Here is an 18,413-nt window from a genome sequence, read left to right on the forward strand (position 1 = left end):
ACTGAAGTATGCTGGGCATAATTCAGGGGTCCCTTTCCCGGCCAGGTAACATAAAATCTTTTTTCGGCTGTCATTGCCGTGTCACATTAATGTCATGCAATAGGGAACCCCGAAAACGGTCCCGTCAGGACGACGCCATGAATGACATTGCCAGCGAACACAGCGCCATCGACCTCAATAACCCGGATTACTATTTCAACCGGGAGTTGAGCCTGCTGCAGTTCAACCTGCGGGTACTGGAGCAGGCCATGGATGACAGCCATCCGTTAATGGAACGGCTGAATTTTCTGCTGATTTTTTCCAGCAACATGGACGAATTTTTTGAAATTCGTGTGGCCGGGCTGAAGAACAAGCTGGAAACCCAGACCGGCCAACCGGGCCCCGACGGCATGCTGGCCGAGGAAGTGCTGAGGGAAATCAGCCGCATTACTCACGAGGCGGTGGACCGTCAGTACCACATTCTCAACAACATCCTGCTGCCTGCCCTGCGCGAAGAAGGGGTGGACTTTCTGCGCCGGGAAGACTGGACCGAGGCCCAGGCCGAGTGGGTGAAAAAATATTTTCGCGAACAGATCTACCCGGTATTGACGCCCATCGCGCTGGATCCGTCCCACCCGTTCCCGCGGCTGGTGAATAAAAGCCTGAACTTTATCGTGCCGCTGGACGGCAAGGATGCCTTTGGCCGCTCCACCGGCCTGGCCATCGTGCCTGCGCCCCGTTCCCTGCCCCGCCTGATCCGCATCCCTGACGAGATCAGCGAAGGGGGCGACGACAACTTTGTGTTCCTGTCATCCATGATCCACGCCCACGTGTCGGATCTCTTCCCCGGCATGAAAGCCACCGGCTGCTACCAGTTCCGGGTCACCCGCAATGCGGACATGGAAGTGGACGAGGAAGTGGAAGATCTGGCCAGCGCCCTGAAAGGGCAATTGCTGTCGCGCCGTTATGGCGACGAAGTGCGCCTGGAAGTGGCGGACAATTGCCCTCGCCACCTGATCGACTATTTGCTGGAACAGTTCGAGCTTGCCGAGATTGATTTGTACGAGGTGAATGGCCCGGTGAATCTGGCGCGCATGTTTACCAGCGTCAATCGCCCGCGCCTGCACTACCCGCCTTTTTCGCCGAAGCTGGCACCGGCGGTGAAAAAAACAGACACCATTTTCGACGCCATGGACCAGGGGGATATTCTGCTGCATCACCCCTTTGAATCCTTCCAGCCGGTGGTCAACCTGCTGGCAGAAGCGGCCCGGGATCCCAAGGTGCTGGCCATCAAACAGACCCTCTACCGCACCGGTACCAAGTCAGAAATCCTTGATCATCTGGAAACCGCCGCCCGTAACGGCAAGGAAGTCACCGCCATCGTGGAACTGCGGGCGCGCTTTGACGAAGAATCCAATATCGAAGGGGCCCGGCGCTTGCAGGAAGCCGGCGCCATCGTGGTGTACGGGGTGGTGGGCTACAAGACCCACGCCAAGATGTTGCTGGTGGTGCGCCGCGAAGGCGATGGCATCAAACGCTATGTGCACCTGGGCACCGGTAATTACCACACCAAGACCACCAAGCTGTACACCGACTACGGCCTGATGACCTGCGAGAAAGGCATCTGCCAGGACGTGCACAAGATCTTCCAGGAGCTCACCGGCATGGGCAAGGCGGCGCGGCTCAAGCAGCTGAAGCATTCGCCTTTTACCCTGCACCCGTCACTGATCGAATGGATCGACTTTGAAACGCAGCAAGCCACCGCCGGGAAACCGGCGCGGATCATTGCCAAATTCAATTCCCTCACCGAAGAGAAGATCATCCAGGCCCTGTACCGGGCCAGTCAGGCGGGGGTGGAGATTGATCTGATCGTGCGCGGTATCTGTTGTCTGAAACCCGGAATCCCGGGGCTCTCCGAAAATATCCGGGTGCGCTCGGTGATCGGACGTTTCCTGGAACATACGCGGATTTATCACTTCCACCATGGCGGCGAGGATCTGGTGTATGGCTCCAGTGCCGACTGGATGGATCGCAACCTGTTCAACCGGGTGGAAACCTGCTTCCCGATCAACGACCCGGTGCTCAAGGCCCAGGTAATTGAACAGGGCCTGCACTATTACCTGCGCGACAACAGCCGCGCCTGGCTACTGCAACCCGATGGCAGCTACCTGCGCGCCCAGCCCGAGAATGGCGAGCCAGTGTTCATCGCTCAACAGACCTTGCTGGAAACCCTGGGCGGAAGCTGAGTTTTTCCTGGATATGTGAGAATGGACAGTCGATAACGGCGCGGATTGGCGTCGCGGCTGTTTTTGCAGGCAAGAGGCCGCGTCCAAGCGTTTGGGCGCGGCCTCTTGTGTTTCAGAACGGGATGCCCTTTCCCGCGAGTGATCAATTATCCATTAACTTCAACTCATAGCCGCCAGCACGGAAATAGTCCTGTTCCTGCTCCAGATCCGCCAGCGTCAGCGGATGCTCTTCCAGCCAGTGACGAGGGAAACGCAGGCTGAGCGTCGTGTCCTCGGCGTTGAGAATCATCTCGGGTATGACTTCGTCGCAGCGGGCATGGTGCAAGCGGGCAGACAGTCGCAGCACCAGGCAAAGCCGCAACAGGCCCTGCTGCTCATCGTCGGGCAGTTCCGAGAGCGCAGAAAGAGGAAGTTTGCGGCGGTGGCCGCGCACCAGCACTGCCACGGCCTGCTGCTCCTGGCGGGAAAACCCGGGCAGGTCTGAATTGGTTACCAGATAGGCACCATGTTTGTGGAACTGGCTATGGGAGACCGCCAGGCCCACCTCGTGGAGCAACGCCCCCCAACGCAGGGTGTCCGCCAGCTCGTCATCCTCCAGTTGCCAGCTCTTGGCCACCTGACGGTACAGCCCCATGGCCGTGTCGCAGACGCGCTCCGCCTGGGTGCGCTCCACATGATGGCGGCTCATCAGCGACTGGATGCTGCGTTCGCGCACATCCTCGTGGGCGAATCGACCCAGCAGGTCATACAAGAGACCTTCGCGCAGCGCGCCACCGGACACTTCCATCTGATCAATGCTCAACTGCTCGAAGATGCCATAGAGAATCGCCAGCCCGGAGGGAAAGATCGCCCGGCGATCCTCGCGCAGCCCCTTCAGATCCAGCTGCTCCACCTTGCCGGCCTTGATCACCTTCTTGCGGGCCTTTTTCAGGCCCTCCATGGTGATGCCGGTCTCTGACCAGCCGTTGTCCACACACACCTGGCTGATGGCCTTGATGGTGCCAGACGCCCCCACGGCCTGCTGCCAGCCCAGACGGCGATAGTTGGCGTGGATGGACAGCACCTCCTGCCGGGCGGCGGTGACGGCGCGGTCGAAAGCCTTTTCGCTGATACTGCCGTCGGCAAAGAAGCGCTGGGCAAAACTGACACAGCCCATGTGCAGGGATTCTGTCTCGGTGGATTCAAAACGCTCACCGATAATCAGCTCCGTGGAGCCGCCACCGATATCCACTACCAGCCGCTGACCGGCATCATCCGCCAGACTGTGCGCCACCCCCAGGTAAATCAGACGGGCCTCTTCGCGGCCGGCCACGATCTCGATGTCGTGGCCCAGCACCGCTTCCGCCCGGTCGATGAATTCCCGGGCATTGCGGGCCTGACGCAGGGTATTGGTGCCCACCACCCTTACGCTGCCGCGGGGAATCCCGGCAATGCGCTGGGCAAACCGGCCCAGGCAATCCAGCGCCCGTTCCTGGGTCTCCCCGTCCAGCCGGTTATCCCGGTCCAGACCGGCGCCCAGCTGCACTTTCTCGGACAAACCGTCCAGAATCTGGACCTCACCGTGGACCTGTCGGGCCACGACCATGTGAAAGCTGTTCGATCCCAGGTCAATGGCCGCCAGATGCTCGCCATGTTCCATATGCACTCCTTTCCCGAAAGGCCACTGCCCTTTCCCTGCCCAGCCTAGCAGGCTGCCGGTAGACGCAGAATTGAAAAACGTCCCGAATTCTAACCGAATATCATGGCGTTACGGTGTCATAGGCAAACTCTACCGCGATAATTCACTCACTCGCTTGAAATTCAGCACCCACGACCTGATATTATCCACCATCGCAACAGCCCGCCCGTCGGGCCAGCTAACCCCCTATTTCAGGAGAATTCAATGAGCGGCGAGATTATCAACGTGACCGACGCGGACTTCGAAGCCCAGGTCATCAATGCAGACGGCCCGGTGCTGGTGGATTACTGGGCACCCTGGTGCGGCCCCTGCAAAATGGTCGCGCCGATCCTGGAGCAACTGGCCGGCGAGTACGGTGACAAGCTGACCATTGCCAAGATCAACATCGACGACAACCCGGAAACGCCCAAGAAGTATGGCGTTCGCGGCATTCCCACCCTGACCGTATTCAAGAACGGCAACGTGGAAGCCACCAAGGTTGGCGCCCTGTCCAAGAGCCAGCTGACCGCATTCCTGGACAGCACCCTCTAAGCAGATCGCACCCTCTGTCCGTTCCCCCGCCACCAGGCGGGGGAACGGCGTTTTATTTACCACGCGCAAATACTAGACAGCCTGTTGTTCGGGTGGTAGATTCCAGAACCAGCTTACAACAAGCACCCCCTTAGCAAGTCCTTCGGAACCTCTGGTTACCTTTATATTCCTGATGGCCCCCTTTAAGGCTTGCCGGGCCAGATTCCGAATAAACCGGATGCTCAACTCGAATAGTCAAAACAATCGCTGCACTCCCGTAGTGCACCCTCTCAATTCATTCAAAGACACCAAACTAGACGCCAATGAATCTTTCTGAACTGAAGCAGAAGCCGATTGGAGAACTTCTGAACATTGCCAAGGAACTCGGTCTCGAGAACCTGGCAAGAACCCGCAAACAGGACGTGATCTTTTCCATCCTCAAGCGCGCTGCCAAGAACGGCTCCGACATCTACGGAGACGGTGTGCTGGAAATCCTGCAGGATGGTTTCGGTTTCCTTCGTTCCGCCGAGGGCTCTTACCTGGCAGGCCCGGACGACATCTATGTCTCCCCCAGCCAGATCCGTCGCTTCAATCTGCGCACCGGCGATACCATTTCCGGCAAGATCCGGCCTCCCAAGGATGGCGAACGTTACTTCGCCATGCTCAAAGTCAACGAGATCAACTTCGACAAACCGGAAAACGCCAAGAACAAGATTCTGTTCGAAAACCTGACCCCCCTGTTCCCCACGGAACGGCTGGTGATGGAAATCGGCAACGGCTCCACCGAGGACATCACCACCCGGGTCATCGATCTGGTGGCCCCCATCGGCAAAGGGCAACGCGGCCTGATCGTGGCCCCGCCCAAAGCCGGTAAGACCATGCTCCTCCAGAACATCGCCCAGTCCATCGCCCGCAACAACCCCGAAACCCACATGATCGTGCTGCTCATCGACGAGCGTCCGGAAGAAGTGACGGAAATGTCACGGACCGTGCGCGGTGAAGTGGTGGCATCCACCTTTGATGAGCCACCGGCCCGTCACGTCCAGGTGGCCGAGATGGTGATCGAGAAGGCCAAGCGACTGGTAGAACACAAACAGGACGTGGTCATCCTGCTGGACTCCATCACCCGTCTGGCCCGTGCCTACAACACCGTGCAGCCCAGCTCCGGCAAGGTACTCACCGGTGGTGTGGACGCCCACGCCCTGGAAAAGCCCAAGCGCTTCTTCGGTGCCGCCCGTAATATCGAGGAAGGTGGCAGCCTGACTATCCTGGCCACCGCCCTGGTGGACACCGGTTCCAAGATGGACGAGGTGATCTACGAAGAATTCAAGGGCACCGGCAACATGGAACTGCACCTGGATCGCAAGGTGGCTGAGAAACGTGTGTTCCCGGCCATGAATATCAAGAAGTCCGGCACCCGTCGCGAAGAGCGTCTGGTGGGCGAGGACGAACTGCAGAAGATGTGGATCCTGCGCAAGGTTCTGCATCCCATGGACGAGATCGGCGCCATGGAATTCCTCATCGATCGCATGAAGCAGACCAAGACCAATCTGGAATTCTTCGAGTCCATGAAGCGCAAATAAGAGGCGCTTCCCGCAACACACAACCCCCCGCCCCGGCGGGGGTTTGTTTTTTGGGGCCCACTAATAGCCGCTGTTGGAGCTATGCTTGCATGGCTCCAACAAAGTGCTCAGGTTATTTATTGGCGCCGAACTCAACGACCTGAGAGTCTTTTCCGTTCTTCGGAAAAGCGCGGGGACTTTCCAGGTTCTCCCAATCCAGGCGTAGCGTGTAGCTCACGACTCGCCGCTCACCCCCAGCCTGCTATACTCGCAGCACAACCTTTCTGGTTATCCAAACAACAAGGAACGTCATGAAATACCGCGACCTGCGTGACTTTCTGCAACAGCTAGAACAACTTGGCGAGCTCAAACGCATTACCGCACCGGTGAACCCGAACCTGGAAATGACCGAGATCTGCGACCGCACCCTGCGTGCCGGCGGTCCGGCACTGCTGTTTGAAAACCCGGTGGGCTTCGGCACCCCGGTGCTGGGCAACCTGTTCGGCACGGAACGTCGGGTGGCGCTGGGCATGGGCCGCGAGTCCGTTGAGGAGCTGCGCGAACTGGGTGAACTGCTGGCCTTTCTCAAGGAACCGGAACCGCCCAAGGGCATGCGTGATGCCTGGGAAAAACTGCCGATATTCCGCAAGGTGCTGAGCATGAGTCCCAAGCTGCGCGGCTCCGGGCCCTGCCAGGAAAAGGTGCTGGAAGGCAACGACGTGGATCTGTACCAGTTACCGATCCAGACCTGCTGGCCCGGCGATGCAGGCCCGCTGGTGACCTGGCCGCTGGTGATCACCCGGGGTCCCAACAAGGAACGCCAGAACCTGGGCATCTACCGCCAACAATTGATCGGCCGCAACAAGCTGATCATGCGCTGGCTCAGCCATCGCGGTGGCGCCCTGGATTTTCAGGAGTGGCAGCAGCAACATCCCGGTGAGCCCTTCCCGGTGGCAGTGGCCCTGGGCGCTGACCCGGCCACCATCCTCGGCGCGGTCACCCCGGTGCCGGATACCCTTAGCGAGTACGCCTTTGCCGGACTGCTGCGCGGCTCGAAAACCGAGCTGGTGGAATGTATCGGTAATGACCTGCAGGTCCCCGCCAGTGCCGAGTTCGTCCTGGAAGGCCATATCTATCCGGACGAGATGGCCGAAGAAGGGCCGTTCGGTGATCACACCGGTTATTACAACGAGGTGGAGCGCTTCCCGGTCTTTACCGTGGAGCGCATCACCCACCGCCGTGATCCGATCTATCACAGCACCTACACCGGCCGGCCACCGGATGAACCGGCGGTGCTGGGCGTGGCCATGAACGAGATCTTCGTACCGATCCTGAAAAAGCAGTTCCCGGAAATCGTGGATTTTTACCTGCCCCCGGAAGGTTGCTCCTATCGCATGGCCGTAGTGACCATGAAGAAACAGTACCCGGGCCACGCCAAGCGGGTAATGATGGGCGTGTGGTCATTCCTGCGCCAGTTCATGTACACCAAGTTCGTGATTGTCTGCGACGACGACGTCAACGCCCGCGACTGGAAGGACGTGATCTGGGCCATGACCACCCGCATGGACCCGGCCCGGGATACCCTGCTGGTGGAAAACACCCCCATCGACTATCTGGATTTCGCTTCTCCGGTATCCGGCCTTGGCTCCAAGATGGGCATGGACGCCACCAGCAAATGGCCCGGCGAAACCGACCGGGAGTGGGGCCGCGCCATCAGCATGAGCCCGGCAGTGAAGCAGCGGGTGGATGAGATGTGGGAAAGCCTTGGGATCAGTGAACAGTGAACAGTGAACAGTGAACAGTGAACAGTGAACAGTGAACAGTGAACAGTGAACAGTGAAGGCTGCCCGGCCCGCATCCCTAGTCAAGATTTTGTTGCGCTTTTAACCTGCGAGGCCGCGCTCAGAGTCTGGGCGCGGCGGCGGAGCTGGCAGAACCTTCTCACGCCGTCCGCGCAGCTGTTAACTATTCACTATTAACTATTCATCGCCTTTCTTGTACGATGGTGCCAAATAACAAAAGGACGCACCATGGCCTTGTTAGATTCCATTGACCGACGCAGTTTCCTGAAAGCCCTGGCCTCGGCCGGGGCCACGGGGGCATTGGCCCCCCAGGCCCTGCTGGCTGAGACCGGGAAGGCGCCAGCCTGGCAGAACTGGTCCGGTAACCAGAGCGCCAACCCGGCCAACCTGGTATTTGCCACCAGCGAATCCCAACTGCGTCAGACCCTGCGCGACAGCAGCGGCACCATTCGCCCCTTCGGCGGCAGCCATTCATTCAGTGCCGTGGTGCCCAGCGATGACACCCTGGTATCCCTGGAAGCCTTGGCCGGACTGCGGGGTCAGGACGGTGACATCTTCACCTACGGTGGAGGCACCCGACTGGCCATGGCCAGTGCCCAGGCCAACGGCCTGGGCTACAGCTTCAGCAACGAGCCGGATATCAACCTGCAATCCCTGGCCGGCGCCATTGCCACCAGCACCCACGGCACCGGCAGCAACCTGCAGAGCCTGTCCGGCCAGGTGGAAAGCCTGCGGCTGATCCTCCCCGACGGCGAGGCCCTGAGCCTGACCCGGGAAGACGGCGACACCTTTCTGGCCGCCTGCTGCAGTGTCGGGGCCCTGGGCGTGGTCAGCGAAATCGGTTTTCGACTGGAACCTGCCTACCGGCTGAAGGAGCGCACCTGGACCCTGCCCCTGCAGGAAGCCATGGATTTCGTGGAGAGGGAAAAAGACAACTTTCGCCACATCGAATTCTTTGCCTTCCCCCTGGGCGAACAGGCCATCGTCAAGACCATGGAAATCACTGATGACCCCACCGACAGCAGCGAACGGGAAGACAGCAACGACCTGCTGGAGCTGGTCTGCAAAGTGGCCATGCGCGCTGGCTGGCTGACCCCTAACCTGCAGAAGCTGGTCACCCTGTTTGTGGAAGACAGCACCTATACCGGCCCCGCCCACAAGGTGTTCGCCAACCGCCGCACGGTGCGATTCAACGAGATGGAATACACCGTGCCGGCGGAAGACGGCATCGCCTGCCTGCAGGAAGTCTGCGAGACCATTCGCAAGCAGGATATCAATGTGTTCTTCCCCATCGAGTTCCGTTATGTGGCCGCCGATGATCGCCTGCTGTCCATGTACCACGACCGCCCCGGCGCCAGCCTGTCCATCCATCAATATTTCGCCCAGGACTATCAGCCCCTGTTCACGGCCGTGGAGCCGATCCTGCGTCGCTATGCGGGCCGCCCCCACTGGGGCAAGCTGCATACTCTGGGCCAGCGGCAACTGCGCGAGCTGTATCCCGCCTTTGATCGCTTTCAGGCCGTGCGCCGGGAACTGGACCCACAGGGAAGGATGCTCAACCAACACCTGCAAACCCTGTTTGGAGCAACCGGATGAAACGCCGTGGTTTTCTCATCGGGCTGGGCGCTCTCGCCGCCGGCGGCTGGCTGCTGCGCCCGGAAAATCAGGGGGCGCCGCATACCCCCTACTTCCAGGCCATCAACGACAGGCTGAAAAAAGACGGGCCCGGTCGGCCATTGATGCTGGTGGACCAGCAACGGCTGGTGCGTAATTGCCGCACCCTGAAAGCCATGCTGCCGCCCCGCTGCGCGCTGCGTATCGTGGCCAAGTCCCTGCCCAGTGTGCCGATGGTCCAGACCGTGATGCGCGAAACCGGCAGCAACCGTGTCATGGTGTTCCATCAACCGTTCATGAATGCCCTGGCCGACGCAGAGCCCGGCGTGGACATGCTGCTGGGCAAGCCCATGCCGGTCCAGGCCGCCCGACAGTTCTACAGCGAAACAGGTAGCGCCTTCGATGCGGAGCGGCAACTCCAATGGCTGATCGATTCCCGCCCGCGGCTGGAGCAATATCTGCAACTGGCCACCGATCTGGACCGGCGCCTGAACATCAATCTCGAAATCGACGTGGGCCTGCACCGGGGCGGCCTCACCGACCCGAACCAGCTCGATGCAATGATCGCCCTGATCCAGGCCCACCCAGACCGACTTCGCTTCAGCGGTTTCATGGGCTATGACGCCCACGTGGGCAAGCTGCCCGCCTTTATTCAAAGCGCCGAGGAAGGCCACCGGGAAACCGAGGCCATCTACCAACGCTTTATCGAACGCCTCTACCAACTGGCACCCGCCTACCGGAATGAGACCCTGTGTTTCAACGGCGGCGGCAGCCCCACCGTCGGCCTCTACGACGACAGCACCGTGGTCAACGAACTGGCCGCCGGCTCCTGTCTGGTCAAGGCCAGCGATTTTGATCTGCCCCTGCTGGCGGATTTCGAACCGGCGGTGTTTATCGCCGCACCAGTGCTCAAGCAATGGGACGGCCTGAACCTGCCCGGACCGTTACCGCTGGGTGAGCTATGGCAACGCTGGGACCCGAACCGCCGCCAGACCTATTTCATCTACGGCGGTTACTGGAAGGCCACCCCGGTGTCACCGGCGGGCATTCGCGAGAATGGTGTCTATGGCCACAGCACCAACCAGATGATGTTCAACGGCAGCCCGGATACCGCCCTGCAGGTGGACGACCAGCTGTTCCTGCGCCCCACCCAAAGCGAATTCGTGCTGCTGCAATTCGGCGACCTGGCCGTGTGGCAAGACGGCGCCATCCAGGACTGGTGGTCACCGTTGCCCCAGGGCCAGGGCGCCTGAGCCGCCCCGACACCAGCCTCCCACTGACTCCCTTCTCCTCTTGACCACCGGCACCGAATTGACGGTCCCGGTGGTCACTGCCTGCACGTTGACCGTTACATTAGGCACTGATACATTCGACAAAACTTGACGTCGTCTAGATTTAACGTCGCCATTGCCCGGCAGGAGTACTACATGACAACCACAACAACAGTGGCAAGCCAGGGTATAAACCTGCAGGTTTATACCTTCGGAGAGAGCAGCAAGCCCCCCGTGGTCCTGGTTCACGGTTACCCGGACAACCACAGTGTCTGGCAGCCCGTAGCCGAGCGACTGGCCAGGAAGTACTTCGTGATCAGTTATGACGTGCGCGGCGCCGGTGCCTCCGACGCGCCCCGCAAGCAGGCGGATTACCGCATGGAGCTGCTGTCGGCAGACCTGAAGGCCGTCGTCGACGCCACCCTTCCCGGGCGGGATTTTCATTTGGTGGGCCATGATTGGGGCTCTATTCAGAGCTGGGAATCGGTCACCGCCGAGGGGCCGCTCAAGGCCCGCATCAAATCCTACACCACCATCTCCGGCCCCTGCCTGGATCATATGGGCCACTGGATGCGTCGGCGCACGCTGAATCTGTCTCCCTCCGCCAAGGCCAAGGTGTTCAAACAGGCACTCAGCTCCTGGTATATCGGTTTCTTTCACCTGCCGGTACTGGCTCCAAGTGCCTGGCAGGGTGGCCTGGACAAGCTCTGGCCCCGCTACCTGAAACACCGCGAGAACGTGCAGGAGCCGGACGCCAATCCCACCCAGGGAAAGGATGGCAAACACGGGGTGCAGCTGTATCGCGCCAACTTCCGCAACAAGCTGATCAACCCGCAAGACCGCCACGCGGCCTGTCCAGTCCAGCTGATCGTGCCCACCCGTGACAACTACGTGGGGACCCAGCTGTTTGAGGACCTGCACGAGTGGGTGGACGAGCTGTACCGCCGGGATATCAACGCCAACCACTGGGTACCGCTGAGCCATCCGGACACCATCGCCGCCTGGATTGGCGATTTCGTGGCCGGAGTGGAAAGCGGCAAGATGCCTGGCGCCCTGCAGCATGCCCGCGTTCGTCCGGAAAGACAGGGCCTGCCCCTGTATGGCAAGACGGCGGTTATCACCGGTGCCGGTTCCGGCATTGGCCGGGCCACCGCCCTGCGCTTTGCCGCAGAGGGCGCCGATCTGGTGTGCGTGGATATCAATGAAGACAGTGCCGACGCCACCGCGGAACAGGCCCGGCAACGGGGTGCCACCGCCTGGCCCCGCAAGGTGGATGTGGGCTCGGCCCAGGCCATGCAGCGGCTGGCCAACTGGGTGGAGAAAGAACTGGGTGGTGCGGACATTGTGGTCAACAACGCCGGCATCGGCATGGCCGGCGGTATGCTGGAAACATCCACCAAGGACTGGGACCGCCTGCTCAAGGTCAACCTGTGGGGCGTGATCCATGGCTCACGATTGTTTGCCCGGCAAATGATTGACGGCCACCGCAAGGGGCACATCGTCAACGTGGCCTCCGCCGCCGCCTTCGCCCCCAACCGCAAGCTGACCGCCTACTCCACCAGCAAGGCCGCCGTGCATATGCTCAGCGAATGCCTGCGCGCGGAGCTGGCCGAACACCATATCGGCGTCAGCTCCATTTGCCCCGGCTTTGTGGCCACTGGCATTGCCAACAGCACCGTCTACGCCGGCCTCAGCGACGAGCAACAGGCCGAAAAACGCGCCAAAGCCGACGCCTTGTACAAGCGCCGCAATTTTTCCCCGGACCAGGTGGCCGCCGCCATTTTCGATGCGGTGCAAAGCAATCCGGCCCTGTCCCTGGTGGGAGCCGAAGCCTGGACCACCCGACTACTCAGCCGCTTTGCCCCGGTACTGTCCCGGCAGGTAGCGCGTCTGGATATTACCGCCTGATTTGATGACGTGTTGACCAAACAACGGGAGAACAATAGCCATGAATAGCCCTGTGCGCCATCAACTGAAAGCCCGCCGTGTGCAATTCGATTTCGACAATACGCCTCTGCACTGGCTAAAGGATGATCCGTTTTCCACCCATATCATCAACGGCATCCACCTGCTGCTGCCCGCCGGAGAGCTGTGGTTCTGCCGGGTCTACAACCAGGCCCTGCCGCTGGTCAGTGATGATCAGTTGCGCGCCGACGTGGAAGGGTTTATCCGCCAGGAGGCCGTGCATTCCCGGGCCCACAGCAAGGCCCAGCTTTATCTGGAGCGCCATGGATTGAGCGTGGATGAGTACGTGCAGCGGGTGGAATGGCTGTTTGGCACTTTTCTGGGGGAGGCACCTTTCGGACTCACATTCCTGCAGCGCAAGGCGATTCAGAAGCAATGGCTGGTACTGCGTGTGGGGCTGATCGCGGCCATCGAACACTTCACTGGCGTGCTGGGTCAGTGGGCCATGGACAACGACACCTGGGAGCAGAACGGCGACCCGGCTATGGTAGACCTGTTCAAATGGCATCTGGCCGAGGAAGTGGAACACCGCACCGTTGCCTTCGATCTGTTCGAGCACCTGTGCCAATCCCAGCTCGGCTTCTACGTGAGCCGACAGGCGCTGATGGCCATCGTCTTTCCGCTGTTCATCTACTTTATTTCCGAGGGCGGCCGCAGCCTGGCACGCCAGGACCCGGATCCCCAGGTGCGCAAGCTGGGGCGCACCCTGATCCCGAAATTACTGCTGCAACTGGAACAGACCGGCAAGCAAACCCGGAACGTGCCCACTTTCACCTTCCTGATCAACGCTACCCTGCGCTGGTTGTCTCCCCGTTTCCACCCGATCCACGAAGGGGACACGGAGCAGGCCCTGGCCTACCTGGCACGCTCGCCGGCGGCACAGGCAGCAGCCATGCACTGACACCATCGCTGGCAGCGCGATATCCCCAACCTACGCCACCTGATCTGTGCAGGTCCGCGGCGATAACCAAAAAACAGAAGCGAGTGACGAGGTTCGAGTTACGAAAAGCCCTTCGCTCTTCGTAACTCGCTTCTCGCCGTCCGCCTACATCGGCACCTTGTCGAACCAGGGCGCCGCCTCTTCCAGCTGGGCCGCCAACGCCAGCAGCTTGCCTTCATCCCCGTGACCACCGACGAACTGGGACCCCAGCGGCAGACCGGTGTTTCCTGACGAAGTGTCGCACCAGTGCAATGGCACCGACATGGCCGGCACCCCGGTGACATTGGCGAACTGGGTGTAAGGCATGTACTTGAAATTTTCCAGCGCCATCTGCTCGATCATGCCGGTCTTCATCAGCAGTTTTTCACCGCCCACCTTGAGCAGCATTTTCAGAGCGCTCTGCTGCCAACCCGGGGTGGCCATTTCCCCGATTCGTGCCGGGGGCATGGCCAGCGTTGGCGTCAGCCAGAAATCGTACTGCTCCAGGAAGGTATCCAGCGCGATCATGTACTGTTGCCAACGGGTCTGACACTTCACGTATTCATGGGCAGGCGTCGCGCGGCCAAAGGCGGCAATGGCCAGGGTATCCAGCTCGAACCCGTCATCACCGCAGCCGGTCAGTGCCTTCACTTCATCCACTTCGGCGGCGCACTGGCCAAACCAGACGGAGAGCCAGTCCATGCACATCTGTTTGGCATCCATTTGCGGTTCGGCCTCGACCACCTCATGGCCCAGTTCCCGTAGCAGGGCCACGGTTTTCTCTACCGCTTTGACTGCTTCTGCGTCCACCGGCGTCCCCAGGGGCGACGCCGTGGAATAACCGATCCGCAATGTGCCGGGGCGGGATGCAGCCGCCGCCTGATAGGACTGTTGCGGGGGCGCGATATGGAACAGGCTGCCGCGCTCATCGCCATGGGTGAGGTCCAGCAACAGGGCACTGTCGCGCACTGAACGGGTCAGCACATGGTTCACCGCTATGCCGTGCATGGCTTCGGTGAAGGTGGGCCCCCAGGGGGTACGCCCGCGGCCGGGCTTGAGTCCGAACAGACCACAGCAGGCCGCCGGGATACGAATGCTGCCACCGCCGTCATTGGCACCGGCCACCGGCACGACACCCGCCGCCACCAGGGCCGCAGACCCCCCGGAGGAACCACCGGGGGTATGATCCAGATTCCAGGGGTTACGGGCCGGGCCATAGGAGTCCGGCTCGGTAATCCCCTTGGCGCCAAACTCGGGAGTGTTGGTGCGCCCGAACGGCACCAGCCCGGCGGCTTTCCAGCGCGCCACCAGGGTGGAATCCCGGTCCGCGCGGATGTCGTGCTTCTTGCGCGCCTTGTTGCCCTGATAGCAGGGTGCACCGGCCATTTCCTGGAACAGGTCTTTCACCAACATGGGCACCCCGGCCAGCGGACCTTGCAGCGGTGCGGCGGCCCGTTCCCGGGCCTGTTCATAGAGGGGAATAATCAGCGCATTCAGGGAAGGGTTCACCTGCTCCGCCCTGGCGATGGCCGTGTCCAGCAGCTCAGCGGCGCTCACCTCTCCCCTGGCCACCAGCTCCGCCAGCCCCATGGCATCAAATTGACGATATTCCTCAAACTTCATGCGTGTGCTCTCCCGAAAGCGTTCGATTTTTTTGCGACGGTCGCAAGGCGACAATTCACTTACTGTGGCATAGTCTGCCCTGCCAAGTGGGCCAAAGCTTGTGTGTTTACGTTGTAGGGGCAAAGCATGAAAGCGATCGGTTTCAACCAACCCAGAACCATTGATGATGTGCACGCGCTGGAGGATATCCAGCTGGATCTGCCATCTCCCGGCCCCCGGGACCTGCTGGTGTCGGTGCAGGCGGTGTCAGTGAATCCCATTGATACCAAACTGCGCCAGCGCCCGGTGGACCAGGGTGGCTATCGGGTACTGGGGTTTGATGCCGCAGGCGTGGTGGAAGCGGTGGGCGCCGAGGTAAAGAACTTTCAACGTGGTGACCGGGTCTGGTACGCCGGGGCCCTGCAGCGTCAGGGCAGCAATGCCCAGTACCAATGTGTGGACGAGCGGCTGGTGGCGAAGAAACCGGACAGTCTGGGCATGCAGGAAGCCGCGGCCCTGCCACTCACCGCCCTGACCGCCTGGGAAGCCCTGGAAGACCAGCTCGGTTTTCGTCCCGGCGCCTGCGAGGGAAAAAGCCTGCTGGTGATCGGCGGCGCCGGAGGGGTGGGATCCATCGCTATCCAGCTGGCCGCCCGCCATTTCGGCCTGACCGTGATTGCCACTGCCGGACGTGAGACCTCCAACAACTGGTGCCAGGCCATGGGGGCGGATCACATCGTCGATTACCGCAAGGATCTACTCCCACAACTGGAACTGCTTGGCCACCCTCAGGTAGACGGCATTCTGGTCACACAGAGTCTGGATGACTACTGGCACACGGCCTGTCAGGCCGTGGCCCCCTTCGGCGGCATCTGCGCCATCGTCGATGCCCGTGCGCCCCTGGACCTGAACCCGCTGAAACCGAAAAGTGCCCGCTTCTGCTGGGAGTTCATGTTCACCCGCGCCATGTTCGCCGCCGAGATGCCCCGCCAGGGCCAGATACTCGACCAGCTGCGCACCCTGGTGGATGCCGGCACCATTCAAAGCACCGTCAGCGAAGGACTGGGGCCGATCAATGCCAACAATCTGAAGACCGCTCACCGCAAACTGGAAAGCGGGCAGACGATCGGCAAGCTGGTGTTGGCGGGGTGGGAAAATAATTAACAGTTAACAGTTAACAGTTACGCGTGAAAAGATGGGTTTGATCTGTAAGGCAAGAGGCCGCGCCCATAGTTTGAGCGCGGCCTCTTGCGTTGAAAAAACAACCCACACAAATCGCGTCGCTGTTAACTATTCACTGTTAACTCCCAACCACTCCCCCATCATCCTTGGTAATCACCACTGTGGCCGACCTTGGCCGTGTCTTGCCGTCGCTGGCGGGAAAGCTGAGGGTGGGATGCTGGACGTTGATCCACAGGGTGGTGCCGTCGGGGGTGCCGGTGATGCCGGTGATCTCGCAGCCCTTGGGGCCGACCAGAAACCGTTTCACCTCGCCGCTGTAAGGGTTGGCGCAGAGCAGCTGGTTGGTGCCCATGCCCTGATGGTTCGGGCTGTCCTCGTCGTAGTCGGTTTCAATCCAGAGTCGTCCGGCCGGATCGAACCATAGCCCGTCCGGTGACGAGAAGATGTCCCCCTGGATGGTGCCGATCTGATTGGCAGGCACGTCGCTGCCTTGCGGGTAGCCAGCGAGCAGAAAGATTTCCCACTGGAACGTGGTCGCTGCCGGGTCATCGCCTTTCTCACGCCAGCGCAGGATATGGCCATGCTCGTTCTCCCAGCGCGGGTTGGCGCTGTTGATGGGCTGGCCCTCCTCCCGGCCACGTTTGTCATTGTTGGTGAGCGTGACATACACCTCGCGGTTATCCGGTTTCACCGCTACCCATTCCGGTCGGTCCATGGTGGTAGCACCCAGCAGGTCGGCGGCGCGGCGCGCCTCGATCATCACCTGGGCCTGGCTGTGAAAATCATTGTCGGGTGTCAGCGGCCCCTCACCAAACACCAGCGGTTTCCACTGGCCCTTTCCCCTGTCGCCGAATACGCCCACGTACAACGTGCCGTCATCCAGCAGGTGCCGGTTGGCTTCCCGGTCATCCGGTTGGTAACGGCCAGCGGGGACAAACTTGTAGATGTATTCGCCCCGGGTATCGTCGCCGAAATAGAACGCCATGCTGCCATCCGGTGCCACCGATGGGGTGGCACACTCACGGACCAATCGGCCCATGGCGGTGCGTTTCACCGGCGTGCTGTCCGGGTCGAAGGGATCAATCTCCACCACCCAGCCGAAACGGTTGGGCTCATTGACGTGCCCCCCGTGTGACTGGTCCGCATAGGGCGTGGCATCAAAACGCGGGTCCACGGACTCCCAGGCGAAGTATTTGCTGTTCTGCCCCTGGCTGAGCCGGTAGCGCTGATGAGCCACGCGGGTGGCGTAGTCTTCCCGGTCGCGATTGACGAAATAGTTGGGCCAGTTTTCCTCGCAGGCCAGATAGGTGCCCCAGGGGGTAAATCCCAGGGCACAATTGGCGAGGGTCCCCAACACCGTCCGGCCATCCGGGTCACTGGCGGTTTTCAAGGCCGCCGTGCCCGCCGCTGGCCCACGCAGGCTCATGGGCGTCATACCGGTAATGCGGCGGTTGTAGGGAGAGTCCATGACCCTGTCCCAAACACCGTCCGGCTGGCGGCGGATCTCGATCACGCTGACCCCATGGGCCGCCTGTTCCTTCTTCACTTCCCCTTCAGGACGGAAACGCCGCCCATCCGCACCGTCCCGAAAGGTGGACCCGGCCGGGTGGAGAAAATTCAACGACACTTTTTCATGATTCATGACCAGCAGGCCACGTTGATTGGGCGCCTCCGGGAAGGGAAAGAAATGCATGCCATCGTGATTATCCCCCGCCTGCTGCATCTGGTCGCGCCAGTCATTGGAGGCATCCGGTTGCCAGGCGGGAGCCCCGTCACCGACCGGGTCGCCCCAGGCATACAGCACCCGGGCGGAGTACCCCTCCGGGACCGCCACCCGATCGAACGTCATGTCAGTCTGCGGCGGCAATGGCGTAAAGCCGATAGCCGGCATGGCCGGCGATACCCCCTTGGGCGACGAGGCATCGCAACCGGACACCGGAACGGTAAAGAAGCCGGCCACCGCAGCCCCCAGCCCCCCTTTCAACAGTTGGCGACGGCGAGGTAGCTCGGGGCCCCGGCAGTCCCGTGCCACTGGCTGATCATCCTGGGCTTCCAGGGCATCCACACGTTGCTGTTCATTCAT

12 protein-coding genes are annotated in these 18,413 nt (G+C 61.0%); 9 read left to right on the top strand and 3 right to left on the bottom strand.

Going from position 1 to position 18,413, the window contains the following annotated elements; translation table 11 throughout:
• Positions 1 to 137 precede the first annotated feature (137 nt).
• Entirely contained in the window at positions 138 to 2,225 is a 2,088-nt protein-coding gene (gene ppk1 / locus A0251_RS12245) for a polyphosphate kinase 1 (protein WP_062817136.1), read from the top strand.
• A 142-nt stretch (positions 2,226 to 2,367) separates the two neighbouring features.
• On the opposite strand, the gene ppx is transcribed toward ppk1, so the two are convergent.
• Positions 2,368 to 3,864, bottom strand: coding sequence for an exopolyphosphatase (gene ppx, locus A0251_RS12250; protein ID WP_062817137.1), 1,497 nt, complete (start codon positions 3,862 to 3,864; stop codon positions 2,368 to 2,370).
• A gap of 243 nt (positions 3,865 to 4,107) precedes the next feature.
• On the opposite strand from ppx, the gene trxA reads away from it, so the two are divergent.
• The 7 genes from trxA to A0251_RS12285 all read left to right on the top strand — a co-directional run bounded on the left by trxA (position 4,108) and on the right by A0251_RS12285 (position 13,528).
• A complete protein-coding gene (gene trxA / locus A0251_RS12255) occupies positions 4,108 to 4,434 on the top strand; it encodes a thioredoxin TrxA (protein ID WP_062817138.1) in 327 nt (108 codons plus the stop codon).
• 302 nt (positions 4,435 to 4,736) lie between these two features.
• Positions 4,737 to 5,996, top strand: coding sequence for a transcription termination factor Rho (gene rho / locus A0251_RS12260; protein ID WP_062817139.1), 1,260 nt, complete (start codon positions 4,737 to 4,739; stop codon positions 5,994 to 5,996).
• A gap of 290 nt (positions 5,997 to 6,286) precedes the next feature.
• Positions 6,287 to 7,759, top strand: coding sequence for a 4-hydroxy-3-polyprenylbenzoate decarboxylase (ubiD, locus tag A0251_RS12265; RefSeq protein WP_062817140.1), 1,473 nt, complete (start codon positions 6,287 to 6,289; stop codon positions 7,757 to 7,759).
• A 246-nt stretch (positions 7,760 to 8,005) separates the two neighbouring features.
• Positions 8,006 to 9,373, top strand: coding sequence for a D-arabinono-1,4-lactone oxidase (locus A0251_RS12270; RefSeq protein WP_062817141.1), 1,368 nt, complete (start codon positions 8,006 to 8,008; stop codon positions 9,371 to 9,373).
• Complete coding sequence (locus tag A0251_RS12275) at positions 9,370 to 10,644, top strand: DSD1 family PLP-dependent enzyme (protein WP_062817142.1); 1,275 nt, start codon at positions 9,370 to 9,372, stop codon at positions 10,642 to 10,644. Before A0251_RS12270 ends, A0251_RS12275 begins: the two co-directional genes overlap by 4 nt.
• A gap of 174 nt (positions 10,645 to 10,818) precedes the next feature.
• Positions 10,819 to 12,570, top strand: coding sequence for an SDR family oxidoreductase (locus A0251_RS12280; protein ID WP_062817143.1), 1,752 nt, complete (start codon positions 10,819 to 10,821; stop codon positions 12,568 to 12,570).
• Between the two features lie 40 nt (positions 12,571 to 12,610).
• Positions 12,611 to 13,528 carry a metal-dependent hydrolase gene (locus A0251_RS12285; RefSeq protein ID WP_062817144.1) on the top strand — a complete coding sequence of 306 codons (918 nt, stop codon included), beginning with the start codon at positions 12,611 to 12,613 and terminating at the stop codon, positions 13,526 to 13,528.
• 144 nt (positions 13,529 to 13,672) lie between these two features.
• Here A0251_RS12285 and A0251_RS12290 read toward each other — a convergent pair whose 3' ends face one another.
• On the bottom strand, positions 13,673 to 15,169 hold the full coding sequence (locus A0251_RS12290; protein ID WP_062817145.1) for an amidase: 1,497 nt from the start codon (positions 15,167 to 15,169) through the stop codon (positions 13,673 to 13,675).
• A gap of 126 nt (positions 15,170 to 15,295) precedes the next feature.
• Here A0251_RS12290 and A0251_RS12295 point away from each other — a divergent pair, with 126 nt between their 5' ends.
• A complete protein-coding gene (locus A0251_RS12295; RefSeq protein ID WP_062817146.1) occupies positions 15,296 to 16,312 on the top strand; it encodes a zinc-binding alcohol dehydrogenase family protein in 1,017 nt (338 codons plus the stop codon).
• Between the two features lie 136 nt (positions 16,313 to 16,448).
• Here the strand turns inward: A0251_RS12295 and A0251_RS12300 are convergent, their stop codons facing one another.
• Positions 16,449 to 18,413, bottom strand: coding sequence for a PhoX family phosphatase (locus A0251_RS12300; protein WP_062817147.1), 1,965 nt, complete (start codon positions 18,411 to 18,413; stop codon positions 16,449 to 16,451).

Origin of the sequence: Alcanivorax sp. NBRC 102024 (assembly GCF_001602235.1) — a bacterium.
In the GTDB taxonomy this organism is placed as follows: Bacteria; Pseudomonadota; Gammaproteobacteria; order Pseudomonadales; family Alcanivoracaceae; genus Alcanivorax.